Raw genomic sequence first — 13,776 nt, 5'->3', positions numbered from 1 at the left:
CTCCGGATCGGGATGGGCGAACGAGCCCGGAGGGTACGAGACACCCCGGGAGATTTCCACGGCGGCCGCGCCCGCCGAGGGGTTATCCACCCCGATGCCCGGGCGATGTGCGGACAGCTTCACCCGGCGGGGATGCCCGACGCCTCGAGCCAGCGGTGCAGGCCGCCGCCGCGGCGGATGCGGCGGCCGGCGGCGGTTTCGAGGCGGCCGGGGCGGGGTTCCAGCAGGGTGAAACGGCGGCTGGCGCGGGTGATGGCGGTGTAGACCAGCTCGCGGGTCAGGATCGGGCTGTCGGTGTCCGGCAGGATCAGGGCCACGTGGTCGAACTCGGAGCCCTGCGCCTTGTGCACGGTCAGGGCGAAGGCGGACTCCACGCCCTCCAGGCGGTTGGGCGGGATCCAGCGCACCCGACCGTCGGTGGCGAGGAAGGCGACCCGCAGCACCCGCGACTCCGGCCCGGAAGAGGCTTCGTCGTCCTGCGGCTCATCCTCGCCCGCGGCCAGCCAGCGCGGCACGGCCAGCGCGATGCCGATGTCGCCGTTGATCAGGCCCAGGGCGTAGTCGTTGCGGGTCACGATCACCGGCCGCCCCTCCACCCATGTGCCCTCGCCCGCCAGCAGGCCCCGCTCCCGCAGGGCCGCCGCGATGCGACGGTTCAGCTGCTCCAGTCCCCGGGGGCCGCGACGCACCGCGCACAGCAGCTGGAAATGCCCGTGCGCCTGCAGCACCTCGCGCGCCCAGTCCTCCCATGCACCGCGCGCGGCCCCGCCGGCCGGCCGCAGCCGCGCGAGGGCCTCGAGGTAATGGCGATAGCCGGCGGCCTCGCGCTGCGGGTCACCGTCCAGCACCCGCGCCAGCCAGCCACGCCCGTCGCCGGCCTCCAGGGTCAGCCGATCCACCGCGCCATCGGGCGTGGGCAGGCGCACCTCCCCGGCCCGGCCCTCGTTGACCGCGGTGGCCAGTTGGCCGATGCCGCTGTCGGCATCGAAACGATGGCTGTGGCGCAGCATCACCACGTGCTGGTCCAGTGCCTGGCCGGCGCCGTCCTGCAGCGCGGCCGGGATCTCCGCACCGGCATGTGCCCTCAGCCAGGCCACGGTCTCCGGGGTGTAATGGCCGTCGGATGCGCGGGCACAGAGTTCACCCATCACCGCGCCGGCCTCCACCGAGGCCAGCTGGTCGCGATCACCCAGCAGGATCAGGCGCGCGTGGCGCGGCACCGCCTCCACCAGCGCGGCCATCAGTTCCAGATCGATCATCGACGCCTCGTCCACCACCAGCACGTCCACCGGCAGCGGGTTCGCCGCGTCGTGGCGAAAACCGCGCGCCCCCGGTCGCGCCCCCAGCAGCCTGTGCAGGGTCACCACCCCGGCGGGGATGCGGCTGCGCAGGCGCTCGCCGTCGGGCAGGGCCTCGAGGTTCAGGCGGTCCAGCGCCCCGCCCACCGAGGCATTGAGCCGCGCGGCGGCCTTGCCGGTGGGCGCGGCCAGACGGATGCGCAAAGCCTCGCCGTCGCCCTGCAGGCCCTGCAGCAGCGCCAGCAGGCGCAGCACGGTGGTGGTCTTGCCGGTGCCGGGACCGCCGGTGATCACGCCGAAGCCGCTGCCGGCGGCCAGGGCACAGGCGATGCGCTGCCAGTCCGGACCGCCCCCCGGTGGCGCGGCGGGAAACAGCCGGTCCAGCCATTGCCGGGTGCGGGCGGGGTCCAGGGCCTCGCGCCAGCCGGGGGCGTCCTCCAGCCGCGCGCGCACCGCCTCGCCCACCCGGCGCTCGGCCTCCCAGTAGCGGCGCAGATAGAGCTGGCCCCGGGCACGCACCAGCGGGCTGGCGCCCGGCGCGTCGTCGGCGCACAGCCGCGCGTCCGCCAGCGCCTGTTCCAGTTCCGCCCGGGTGGTTCCGCGCAGGGCCTCGGAGGGCAGCACCGCGGTGGCCGCCTCGCCCTCGGGCGGCAGCGCCAGGGTACGGTCGGGGGCCTCCAGCAGCGCATCCAGGTCGAGACACACATGCCCGCGCCCGGCCTGATGGCTGGCCAGCGCTGCCAGCAGCAGGGCCAGCGGCTCCAGCTCCGGGAGTTCCTCGTGCAGCAGGCGCACCAGCGCGCGGTCCACGCCGCGCAGCCAGCCGGCCTGTTCCCATTCGGCCAGGCGCGCGAGCACGCCGGCGGCATCCGGCCGCGCCGCGATGGCCGCAGTCATGCCCCGGCCTCCGTGGAGCGCACCGCCGGGCGATCCGGGCCCCGGGCGAAGGCCCGGTCCAGCCACTCGATCAGCTCGCGCGGCGGGCGCTGATGGAACACGCCCCGCCCCGGCGCATCCACCCCGCGCAGGAACAGATAGACCCCGCCGCCCATGTGCGTGTCGAAGTCGTAGCCGGGCAGGCGGGCCTTCAGCAGGCGGTGCAGCGCCAGGGTGTAGAGCACCAGCTGCAGGTCGTAGCGGTGATCCAGCACCGCCGCGTTCAGCTGCGCCGTGGTGTAGGCCTCCGGCCCGGCACCCAGGCGGTTGGACTTGTAATCGGCCACGTAATAACGCTCCCCGTGCCGGAACACCAGATCGACGAAGCCCTTGAGCATCCCGTTGATCCACTTGCGCCCGGCCGGCGGGCGCGACTCCCCGGGCAGGACATCACGGCGCACCGCCGCATCCAGGGTGTCGCTGTGCAGCCAGCGGGTCTCGAACAGGAACTCGAGCTCGGCCTGATAGCTGTCCAGCCCCGCCAGCGAGAACCCCGCGGCACCGTCCAGCGGAAACTCGGCCGCCAGCAGGTCGTGCATCCAGCCCTCCAGCACCGGCACCCAGTCGTCCCAGCCGCGGGCACCACAGCGCCGCACGACCTCGGCATGCAGACGCGCGCGATCGCCGGCCACCCGCGCAAAGCCCTGTTCGCCGGCCCACTCCAGCAGCCCGTGCAGGAAGGTGCCGGGCTCCGGGCCGTGCGGGAAATCGTGGTGCCCGCCGGCCGGGGCCGTGGTCACCGCCCCGGACTCACCATCGCTGTCCGCGTCGATATGACGCCCACCGGCATCCTCGCGCAGGATGTCCTCCTCGGCGGTATCCGGCGCATCGGGGCCGGCATCGGCGGGCGCGGCACTGTCGTCCGCCCCCGGCTCCTCGCGCCGTGCGATGGCGCTGTAACTGGCCACCCACCAGGGCTCGCGCACCCGGCGTCGCGGGACCCGCGCGGGCCCGGTGACCGGCGCGGCCTCGCCCGCGCGGCACCGTTCGGCCGCCGGCGGCGGCAGCGGCTCCACCCGCACATGGCCTTCCTCGTCGCGCAGTTCCTCCATGCGCGTGGCCAGTGCCGGCGGCTCCACGCCCTCCGGGCCGAACAGCAGGTAGCCGACGGCCGTGCGGTGCAGATCGGAGTCCTTGCGGTTGCCGTGGCGCACGGGCGCGATCGCCATCCAGCAGGCGTGGCGGGCGCGGGTCATGCCCACGTACAGCAGACGCAGATCTTCGGCGCGCTGCTCGCGCTGCTGGCGTTCCTTCGCCGCGTCGTCCATGTGAAACCGCCACTGCGGGGCCGCGCCTGGCGAGCGGTCCAGGAACGGTACGTCCTTGCTCGTCACCTCACGGAAACCGCAGACGAACGGCAGGAAAACCAGCGGGTACTCCAGGCCCTTGGACTTGTGCAGGGTGACCACCTTGACCAGGTCCTCGTCGCTCTCCAGGCGCAGGACCTGCTCGTCACCGGGCGCGAAATCCGCATCGCGATGCTCGGCCAGGTGGCGGATCAGTGCCTGCTCGCCGTCCAGCTCGGCATCCGCCTCCTGCAGCAGCTCGCTCAGGTGCAGCAGGTTGGTCAGCGCGCGCTCGCCGCCCTCGTCCGCGAGCAGGGCACGCGGCACGTCGAAATCGTGCAGCAAGGCGCGCAGCATCGGCAGCACCCCACGCGCCTGCCACAGCCGGCGATAGGCGCGGAACTGTTCCACCCGCGCCTCCCAGCGCAGCTCGTCCACGGTCAGCCGGTGCAGCTCCGCCAGCGGCAGTCCCAGGGTCGGCGTCGCCAGGGCCGCACGCAGCAGCCGCTCGCTGGTGGGCTCGGCAGAGGCGCGCAGCCAGCGCAGCAGGTCCCCGGCCTCGGCGGTGGTGTAGACCGAGTCCCCGCCCGAGAGGTACACGCTGCGCACGCCCCGCTCGCGCAGCGCGCGTTCGATCTCGGCGGCCTCCTTGCGATCGCGCACCAGCACGGCCATGTCGCGCGGGCGCAGGCGGCGGAAGCGGGCCTCGCCCGCGTCCCCGCCCTCGACGAAGCCGGTGTGACCGTCCTCGCCGCCGTTCAGCAGCTCCACCATGCGGCTGGCGCAGGCCGCCGCGGCACTCGCCCGCCAGTCGCGGATGCCCACCGGCTCGTCGCCGCCGGCCTGCCACAGGGTCAGCGCGGGCAGCGCGGTGCCATGTTCCGTCAGGCTCTCGGAGCGGCCGCGGGCGGTGACCGGATGGAACGGGAGTTCCCCGCCCCCGAAGCCGAACGCGCCGTCGGGCCAGGCCTCGGCACGAGCGAACAGATGGTTCACGCCGGCCACCAGGGATTCCACCGAGCGGAAATTCTTCGGCAAGGTGTAATGCCGCCCGGCGGTGGCGTGGCGGGCACGCAGGTAGCTGTGGATGTCGGCCCCGCGGAAGCGGTAGATCGCCTGCTTGGGGTCCCCGATCAGCAGCAGCCCGGTGGCGTCCGGGTTCTCCTCGATGCGGTACACCTTGTCGAAGATCCGGTACTGGTCCGGATCGGTGTCCTGGAACTCGTCGATCAGGGCCACCGGGAAGCGCTCGCGCAGGGTACGCGCCAGGGCCTCGCCGTCGGGACCGTACAGGGCGTCGCGCAGGCGGGTGAGCAGGTCGCTGAAGCCGATCTGCGCGCGCTGCTGCTGGGCACGGCGAAAGCGCCGGTCGATCGCGGCCGCCGCGGCCTTGAGCAGGCGCTCGCTCTCGTCGGCACAGACCTCGGCGTGGTCGTTCAGCGCGATGAACGCCGGATGCAGGTCGGCCGGCAGGGACTGGCCCTTCTTGCAAAACCCCTCCTGCGCCATGCCGGCCGCGCTCATCCGCTCCAGCAGCGGAGTGCTGCCGCCGATGCGCGGCTGCAGCAGCCCCGGGGTGTCCGCCCATTCGCGCATCGCCTCCAGCAGCTGGTCGGGGTTCTTGTATCTGGTCCCGTTGAGCACGTCACGATGCAGCTGGCGGAACTGCGCCTCCACGGCCTCGCGGTCCTCGTTCCAGCGCTGCTTCATCGCGGCCAGCCGCTGCAGGCGATCGCCCAGCCAGGCGTTCAGCCCGTCCGGGGTGGTCAGCGCCTCGGTGGCCGGCGGCAGCGGTTCCACCCGCCCCAGCAGCGCGCGCACCTTGCCCAGCAGGGCCTCGGGGTTGGCACCCCAGGCCCCGCGCAGCAAAAGCAGGGCATCGACGCCCTGCGGATACATGAAACTGCGCCAGAAGTCCCGCGCCGCCTCGGCCAGCAGTTCGCGCTGGTCGGCCGCCAGCTCCTGACGGAACGGGCTGCCGGAGGCGAAGGCGTGTTCGCGCAGCACCCGCTGGCACCAGGAGTGGATCGTGGACACCGCCGACTCGTCCATCCACTCGGCGGCCACCTCCAGGCGCCGCGCCGCGCCCGCGCGTTCGTCCGGGTCCGGCCACCGGGCGCGCAGATCGAGGTGGACGGGTTCGACGCCGGCAACCTGCTCCGGGGCTTCGGCGCGGAACACCCGCGCGGCGGTGGCCAGGCCGTCGCGGATGCGCTCGCGCAGTTCCTGGGTCGCCGCCTCGGTGAAGGTCATCACCAGGATCTGCGGCGGCGTCAGCGCCCCGCAGCCCTCGGGCAGCGGGCCGTGTCCCAGCACCAGACGCAGGTACAGCGCGGCGATGGTGTAGGTCTTGCCGGTACCGGCGCTGGCCTCGATCAGCCGCGAGCCGTGCAGGGGCAACGCCAGCGGATCCAGCTCGCGCACGTCCTCACGGGTGTCCGTCCCGGGCGCGTGGATCATGCCGTCTCCTCCCCGGTGCTCAGGCTGTCGAACAGTGGGCGATACAGGCGCGTGCTCCAGTGCGCCATCGCCGGATCCGCCAGCAAGGCCTGCGGATCCGGCCAGGCGCGCGCCAGCGCCGGGCGCCGGGCCAGTTCGCCGGCCTCGTGGTAGCCGTCCCCTTCCAGCACGCGCAGCGCGGCCGCGTGCGCATCCCGCTCTTCATCCTCGGCCCGCAGCCAGGCTCCGGCCGCCGCGGCCGCCAGCGGCAGCGGGCGTTCCAGCGCGGCGGCCCAGCCTTCCAGCAGGGTCTCCAGATGCGCGCGGGCGGTGGCCCGGTCGAGGGCCACGAAGCGGCACTCGGTATCCAGACCCACCAGCCGGGTCTCGACATCGGCGCGCGCGGCACAGGCGACCAGGTGGCGCACCCAGGCGCCGACCAGCTTGTCGATGCGCCAGGCCTTCCTGTCCTTCAGCCGGCTGACCGTGGATTCCAGCTGCAGGGCCGCCTCCTGCGGGGCGTCCTCGGGCGGGATCCGCAGCGCGGCCGGCAGGGCCTCCAGCTGCCAGCCGGCCGCCGCCACGCGCACCGCCGGCAGCACCGGGGCCCCCCGCGGGAAGGCCTGCAGGGGTTCGGCGATGCGCTCCAGCAGTCGCTCGGCGTCCCCGATCAGTTCCGTGCGCTGCAGCTCGCCGGCCGCCCCCAGCGGCAGGTGCCCGGCGCGCAGCAGGCGACGGGATTCCGCCTCCAGGCTCGGGCGACGCCGCTGCAGCCAGGCCTGCGCGTCCTCGTCCGCCCCGATCTCGCCGTCCTCCAGGGCCGTGGCCACCAGCCGCTGGCGCAGCTGCCAGCCCTCCAGCCCCGCCACGCCGAACGGCTCCAGGTCCTCGGCCGCGCCCGGGTCCTCATCGAAATGCACGCCCAGACGCTGGGCGAAGAACACCTCGACCGGGTCCTTCAACAGCCACACCAGGGTCTCCGGCCCGAGCACGGCGTCCTCCGCCTCCGGTGCCGGGGGTGGCAGGGTTTCGTCCTCCGTCGGCGCGTCCGCTGGCGCAGCGCCCGCCGCCGGGGCGGCGTGCACCGCCTCCCATTCGGCGGCATAGGTGAAATGCCGCGCCGGCGCGGACGCCGGATCCGGATCCTCCGCGGGGAAGTTGACCGGCGCGAAGGGCTGCAGCGGGTGTTCGATGGTCAGCTGCTCCAGCAGGGGCGCCTCGCCCGCGGGCTGCCAGCCGGCCGCCAGATGGTCGCGCAGCTGGGCCACCAGCACCGACGGCGGACGCGGTTCGTTGTCGCGTACGCTGCGCCCCACCCAGCTGACATGCAGATGGTCGCGGGCGGACAGCAGGGCCTCGAGGAACAGGTAGCGGTCGTCCTCGCGCCGCGAACGGTCGCCGGGGCGGTAGTCGCGGGTCATCAGGTCGAAGTCGACCGGCGTCGGGCGCCGGGGGTAGTCGCCATCGTTCATCCCCAGCAGGCAGACCGCCCGGAACGGGATCGCGCGCATCGGCATCAGGGTGCCGAAGTTCACCGCCCCGGCGAGGAAGCGCTGCCCCACCCCGGCCTCCTCCTGGCTCGCCAGCCACTGCTCGCGCACCACGGTCAGCGGCAGGGCCTCGGTCAGGCCGGCGGCGTCACAGTCCTCGCGCCACTGCTCCAGGGCGTCCTCCAGCCGCCGCAGGCTCAGCAGCTCGTCCTCGTCTTCGCCCAGAAAGAAATCCTGCAGCAGGCCGTGCAGACAGGCGGCCCAGTCCTCCGGGCTCTGCGCGCGGCGCAGGGCCTCCCAGGCCTGCGAGAGCGCCTCGATCAGGTGGTCCAGCGGCCCCAGCAGCGTGGCCGCCAGTCCGCCGCTCTCGGCAAACGGTTCGATGGCCTGCCAGGCCTCGCCGTCGCCCACCGCGTAGCCCAGCAGCATGCGCCGCAGGCCGAAGCGCCAGGTGTTCTGCTCCAGCCCCCCGGGCAGGCCCAGGCCGGCGCGCTGGCGGGCATCCAGCCCCCAGCGCACGCCGGAGGCCTCGGCCCAGCGGTGCAGGGCCGCCAGATCGTCCTCGCCCAGACCGAAGCGCCGCCGCACCGCGGGCACGTCCAGCAGGTCCAGCACCTCGCTCACGCCCATGCGGCTCTCGGGCAGGGCCAGCAGGCGCTCCAGCGCGATCAGCACCGGGTCGCGCCCGCGCGGCCCCTGATCGGCCAGGGTATAGGGGATGTGCCCGGGCTCGTCGGGCCCGCGCTGGCCGAACACCGCGTCGATGTACGGGGCGTACACGTTGATGTCCGGCACCATCACGATCACGTCGCGCGGGCGCAGCTTGGGGTCGGCGTCGAACAGTGCCAGCAGGCGGTCATGCAGGATCTCCACCTCGCGCAGCGGGCTGTGCGCGACATGGAAGCGTACCGAGGCGTCCGCCGGGTCCACCGGCGGCCAGGTCTCGCGGGTCTCGCCGAGCGGGCGCAGCGTGCGGATGTCCTCCTGCAGCTGGTGCAGCAGGCGGGCCTCGCCGTGCGGCTCGAAGAAGTCGATGCGCTCCCAGTCCAGCCCCGCCAGCACGTGGCGGCGGCGCGCCGGGTCATCGTGCTCGTCGAGCAGGGCGATGTAGTCGCGCCCCTGGCGCCCCCAGGCGGCCAGCAGCGGATTGGCGTGGCTGTGCAGCGTGGTCTCGTCCAGCACCTCGGGCATGTCCGGGCGCCGCGCCTGGCGCCGGCGGCGGGCGCGCAGCAGGTCGCGGTCGGCCACGATGTCGGCCCAGTAGTGCTCGCAGGGGTTGTGCACGCAGACCAGGATCTGACACACGCCCGCCAGCCCCTCCAGCGCCTCCAGGATCTGCCCCGGCATGGAGGAGATGCCGAACACGATCAGCCGCCTTGGCACCCCGGCGGGTCGCTGCTCGAGATCCGCCACCGCCCGCATGTAGCGCTCGTGCACCGCGGAGCGGCTGACCCACGCCTGTTCGTCGCCCACGTCGTCCAGCAGGGCCCGCCACAGCTCGGCCTGCCAGCGCTGTTCCGGGGCCAGTTCGGGCTCCTCGCCGCGCGCCCCGCGCAGCACGTCACGGCCGTCGGCCCAGTCCGCCAGCCAGTCGGCCCGGTATACCTGATACTGGTCGAACAGATCGGCCAGACGCTCGGCCAGCTGGTAACGCTTGCGCAGGTCGCCGCCCGCTTCCGGGCCGTCGTCACGCAGGAATTCGGCCAGCGGGGCAAAGGCCGGGCGCTGCAGCAGCGCCGGCAGCAGGCGCATCAGCCGCCACAGCAGCGGGCGCTTGGCGAACGGGGATTCCAGCGGCACCGCCTCGGCACCCAGCACCGCGCGATAGGCGGACCAGATGAAGCGCGAGGGGAGCTGCATGTCCAGCGCCGCGGCGATCCCGCAGCCGGGCGGGTCCGCGTCCGGATCGGCCGCCAGCGCGTGCCGCAGCCATTGCGCCATGCCGTTGCTCTGCACCAGCACGGTCTCGTTCTCCAGCGGCGCCGGCGGCGCCCGCCGCACCCACTCGACCACCAGCGAGCGCAGCGACTCCAGACGGTTGCCGTGCAGCACCACCATCCCTGGCTGCAGTTCCTCGCTTGCCTCCACGCCCGCTCCTGCCGCTGTCCGTCGTCGTGCCGGCTACCGTCGCAAAAGCCCGCCGGGGTGTCCAGCGAGGGGCCTACGGCAGCCTGCGATCCAGGCTGTCCAGCGGGTTCGCGATGTCGCGCAGCCCCATCCAGCAGGCGATACTGGCACGCCAGCGGCGGGTGGGGAGGACGGCGTGGGGCATGCTCTGGCTGAGGAAGATCGCGAGGGTGCCGGCCTCGGGGCGCACGCGTTCCAGTTCGCGGGCTTCGTCGGCCCCGCCCTGCGGCGCGTAGAACGCCAGCTCGCCCCCGTCACGGGTGCGCCAGTGGCGGTTGAGATAGAGCACCAGCGACAGCCGCCGGCGATTGCCCTCGCGAAAGGCGTCCACGTGGCAGGCGTAACCCGTGCCGGGCGGGTACAGGGCGAAATGGGCCTCGGTCTCGAACAACCCCGGGATCAGGCCGCGAGCGGCGACCCGGCGCAGGAGCTCCAGACGCTCCAGCAGTTCCCGCTGGGCCGGTGTCGCGCCTTCCAGCCAGCGGATGCGGTCACCGCGTTCGGCGGCATCGTGCCGGCGCTCGCGACCCCGCCCCACCCGCGCGGAGCGCAGGCGTGCGGCATTGCGCAGGCCGTACACCTCCTGGCGCAGGGCATCGGTCAGGCGGTCCTCGAGAAACCCGGGGCACACCACCCGCCCGTCGCGTGCAAGCGTGTCGAGCCAGCCGTCATCCGCCAGCGATGCTGCGGCGAGGGATTCCTCCCGGATGCCGTCCGGCGGCACGGGACGGGGCCCGGCGACCGCGCCGGATAATCGGTGCACCGCCGGGACCAGGGCGGCAGGGGGTATCGCGATGTCCGGGGTGCCGATAGGGGTGCCGATATCGGCGGGACGTGCTTTCATGAACGGGCGGATTCTCTTGCGGGCCCGCCAACCGGGGCGCGGCGGGCATCACTTCGAATATAACCCGTTCCCGCCCTCCCGCAAAGCATCCGCCCTCCGGCCGCGAATCACCCGCCCGCGCCGGCGCCCGCGGTCGCATCACCCACGAGCATGACACGGTTGCGCCCGGCGTCCTTCGCCTCGTACAGGGCGGCGTCCGCGGCGTCGATCAGGGCATCGGGTTCGCTCACGGGCTCCGGCCAGGTGGCCACTCCGACGGAGGTGGTGACGGTGCCCAGGCTGCGCCCCTGGTGGAACAGGGCGAGTTCGGCGATGGCCTCGCGCAGTTCCTCGGCGCGATCGCGGGCCCGGTCGCCGTCCGCCTCCGGCAGAATGACCAGGAACTCCTCCCCGCCCAGCCGGCAGGGCAGCTCGGCCCCGGTGAACAGCTTCTGCAGCAGATGGGCGACCGCCACCAGCACCACGTCACCGGCATCGTGGCCGTAGGTGTCGTTGAACTGCTTGAAGTGGTCGACGTCCAGCATCAGCACCGACAGCGGCCGTTCGGCCCGCCGGCAGCGTTCCACCTCGGGCTCGAGCGTCTCGTCGACGAAACGCCGGTTGTACAGGCCGGTCAGCGGATCACGGATGGTCAGGTTGCGCAGGGCCTCGCGCAGGCGGATGTTGGACAGCGCCAGCCCCAGACGCGCCGCGGTGGCGTCCACCAGGCGTTCGTTTTCACCCGCGCTTTCGCCCGGGGAAGCCCCATGCGTCCCGCCCGCCACGTGCAGGACCCCCAGCGTCTTGCCTTCGGCATGCATGGGGGCGCAGATGGAGTCGATCTCCGAATTGCCGTCATGTCGGCAGGCGGGGTTGCGGGCCTCCGGATCATAGGCCCAGGTCCGGCCGAGCCGCAGGGCCCAGCAGTCGTCCGGCGCAAAGGTGTCGGGGTGTTCCTCGTGATACTCGCCCCAGCCGGTGATGCACTCCAGCGAGCGCCCGTCTTCGCTGAACAGATAGACCGTACCGGACAGCCCGGCGAACAGTTCGCCCAGGGAACGCTGGATGATCGCACGGGTTTCATCGAGGGTGCGGCAGGACTGCAGCAGATCGGTCAGCTCGTTGAGGATGGTCATTTCCTTGCGCTGGCGCTCGAGGCTCGCGGCGCGCTCGGTCGCCGCGTCACTGGCGCGGGCCAGCTGGTCGGTGCGCTCGCGCACCTTCTCCTCCAGCTCGTCCCGGGCCCGGCTGAGCTTCTGCTGGGTGGCCTCCTGTTCCTGCTCGTATTGCTCCAGGTTCTCCACCATGCGGTCGAAGGCCCCCGCCAGCGTGGTCAGCTCGCTGGCCCCGTGGATATCCCCCACCCGCACGTTCAGCCGCCCGTCCGAGATCTGCCGCGCGGCGCTGGCCAGCCGCCCCACCGGACGTCGCACGGCCACCTCGCCGAGCAGCCAGGCGATGCCCAGCGCGAACAGAAACACGGCGCCCAGAAGCAGCAGTGTGCGCTGGAACAACGCATCCACTTCGGAAAACAGCACGTCGGTGGACAGGCCGACGGTCACGATCCGGCGCCCATCATCGCTGCCGAAGACGGTGTAGGCGTAGCCGCGAGTCACGCCATCCAGACCCGCGCTCTCCAGGGTCCCGGCATGACCGCCCTGCGTCCGCACTTCACGCAGCAGGTCCGCCTCGGCCGAGTCGCCTCCGGCCGGCCCGGCGGTGTCGGGGGCACGCGCGAGCACCCGGCCTTCCGGGTCCCAGAGCGTGGCGACGGGCGTGCGCACGGCGGCGCGGTCCATCGCGGTCAGGTGCTCCACGGCCCCCAGCGGGTCCTCGTGTCCCGCTTCCACCCGCTCCCGGATCACCGCGGCCAGGGTGGCGAGGTTCTCGGCCGCCTGACGGGAATTGATCTCCCGCGCCTCCACGGCGGAGTGGATGATCACCAGGGCGACCGGAATCATGGAGAGCAGGGTGAGCAGAATGAGACGGCTGCGGATCCCCGACAGCCAGACGTGATAAAGGTTCTTCATCGGCAGGTCCCCCGATTTCGGGGTCCAAGTTAGCGCATTTTGGCGCGACCGTCGCACCCTCCCGGCGGCGGACCGGTCCGCACGGGCGTTCTCAGTGCTCGAGGAAGCCGCCGTCCACCAGATGGCGCCGCAGGGCAGCGCGAGCCTCGGTCACGCGCGGCGCGGGCCCCCGCAGCCCCAGCTCCACCTGCGGGGCCCCGTCGCGCATGCGCGGCAGGCAGGAGATGCGCAGGTCGGGGAAGGCCGCCTCCATGGCCTCCAGCACCGGGACCAGGCGACTCTCGGTCACGCCTTCCAGCGTCAGGCCCTCCTCCACCGCCCCTGCAGAGGCATCGCGTCCCGGGAAGCGCTGGTCCAGGACCCAGCGGATCATCGGCTCGGCCATGTCGGGGAAGCCCGGCACGCAGTGATGGCGGGCGCAGGAGAAGCCCGGGATCCCATTGACCGGGTTGGGGATCAGCTCGGCCCCTTCCGGCAGGTCGGCCATGCGCACGCGATGCGGACGTGCCTCGGCACCGAAGCGCCGCTCCAGCAGCTCGATGAATTCGGGATGGGGCTGCAGTGACAGCCCGAGGGCCTCGGCCAGGCAGGCCCGGGTGCGGTCATCCGGGGTCGCGCCGATGCCACCGAAGCTGAACACATCGGCCCCGGTGTCCGCGGTCTCGCGGAAGGTCCGCGTGAGGCGCGCGGGGTCATCCCCGACGATGCGCAGCCAGGCGAGTTCCAGGCCCTTCTCCGCCAGCGCGGCGGTGAGGTTGGCCTGGTGGCGGTCGCGCCGCTTCCCGCTGAGGATCTCGTCGCCGATGATGACCGCGCCGATCTCGATGTTGCGTCCGTCGTGGGGCTCCATCCCGCCCTGCTCTCCCCTGCTGTCATGCCGGTGGCGGCACCGGTCCGTTCAGTTCTCCGCGCCCAGCGCCAGGGCGCGTTCGCGGGCCGCCGCCCGCTGCTCGGGGCTATTGTCCGGATCCCCGAGCCACGGCGCCAGATGTCGCATCGGTCGCGGCACTTCAACCACGCGGGGATCCCACAGGAACTGCTTGAGGTAGCGCCGCAGTGCCGGGGCGGTGGGTTCATCGGGGGTGCCCAGGTTGGTGAGCAGCACGCCGGCGTCGCGCGCCTGGCCGTGGCGGTAATCCGACTCTCCGAAGTACTTCATGACGTTCCTTAATGGCTGGATCCGGCGATGCATGGGAGTCCCGGCCACCGTCAAAGGTTCGACCGGAACGCATCAGGATAGCGCGTCGCCCTCGAGACGTCCCCGCAGCGGGCTGGTCCGCGGGAAATGGGCCTGCAGGAATTCCATCTGGTCCGCCAGCACCCGGCGTCCCTTCAGGTAGATGTACT

The 13,776-nt window shown here is 72.9% G+C and carries 7 protein-coding genes and 1 pseudogene; all 8 read right to left on the bottom strand.

The window, feature by feature from the left end; all coding sequences use genetic code 11:
* Positions 1 to 119 precede the first annotated feature (119 nt).
* Positions 120 to 2,195, bottom strand: coding sequence for an exodeoxyribonuclease V subunit alpha (gene recD, locus F790_RS0105620; protein WP_019591064.1), 2,076 nt, complete (start codon positions 2,193 to 2,195; stop codon positions 120 to 122).
* A complete protein-coding gene (gene recB, locus F790_RS0105615) occupies positions 2,192 to 5,980 on the bottom strand; it encodes an exodeoxyribonuclease V subunit beta (protein WP_019591063.1) in 3,789 nt (1,262 codons plus the stop codon). Before recB ends, recD begins: the two co-directional genes overlap by 4 nt.
* Positions 5,977 to 9,537, bottom strand: a complete 3,561-nt coding sequence (gene recC / locus F790_RS0105610) for an exodeoxyribonuclease V subunit gamma (protein ID WP_019591062.1) — start codon at positions 9,535 to 9,537, stop codon at positions 5,977 to 5,979. The genes recB and recC overlap by 4 nt, the downstream gene beginning before the upstream one ends.
* Before the next feature lie 73 nt (positions 9,538 to 9,610).
* Entirely contained in the window at positions 9,611 to 10,300 is a 690-nt protein-coding gene (locus F790_RS0105605; protein WP_019591061.1) for a 2OG-Fe(II) oxygenase, read from the bottom strand.
* A gap of 227 nt (positions 10,301 to 10,527) precedes the next feature.
* Positions 10,528 to 12,429 (bottom strand): diguanylate cyclase, encoded by a 1,902-nt coding sequence (locus F790_RS0105600; protein WP_019591060.1) that lies wholly within the window; start codon positions 12,427 to 12,429, stop codon positions 10,528 to 10,530.
* 91 nt (positions 12,430 to 12,520) lie between these two features.
* The gene (locus F790_RS0105595) at positions 12,521 to 13,279 is read right to left on the bottom strand and encodes a molybdopterin-binding protein (protein ID WP_018869284.1); all 759 of its coding nucleotides are present in this window, start codon (positions 13,277 to 13,279) and stop codon (positions 12,521 to 12,523) included.
* A 48-nt stretch (positions 13,280 to 13,327) separates the two neighbouring features.
* Positions 13,328 to 13,588: a ferrochelatase gene (locus F790_RS14990; protein WP_019591059.1), complete on the bottom strand. Its 261-nt coding sequence runs from the start codon at positions 13,586 to 13,588 to the stop codon at positions 13,328 to 13,330.
* 72 nt (positions 13,589 to 13,660) lie between these two features.
* Positions 13,661 to 13,776: pseudogene (locus F790_RS13735) on the bottom strand (HNH endonuclease); the annotation flags it as partial.

It is taken from the genome of Thioalkalivibrio sp. ALE20, from assembly GCF_000381405.1.
GTDB lineage: Bacteria > Pseudomonadota > Gammaproteobacteria > Ectothiorhodospirales > Ectothiorhodospiraceae > Thioalkalivibrio.
Note: the sequence above shows the minus strand (reverse complement) of the source record. Positions and strands in the feature narration are given on the sequence as shown.

Bases quoted from the DNA above. Each gene is read 5' to 3' on its own strand.
- F790_RS0105595 (WP_018869284.1), bottom strand. From the start codon at position 13,279: ATGGAGCCCCACGACGGACGCAACATCGAGATCGGCGCGGTCATCATC.
- F790_RS0105600 (WP_019591060.1), bottom strand. From the start codon at position 12,429: ATGAAGAACCTTTATCACGTCTGGCTGTCGGGGATCCGCAGCCGTCTC.
- F790_RS14990 (WP_019591059.1), bottom strand. From the start codon at position 13,588: ATGAAGTACTTCGGAGAGTCGGATTACCGCCACGGCCAGGCGCGCGAC.
- recD (WP_019591064.1), bottom strand. From the start codon at position 2,195: ATGACTGCGGCCATCGCGGCGCGGCCGGATGCCGCCGGCGTGCTCGCG.
- recB (WP_019591063.1), bottom strand. From the start codon at position 5,980: ATGATCCACGCGCCCGGGACGGACACCCGTGAGGACGTGCGCGAGCTG.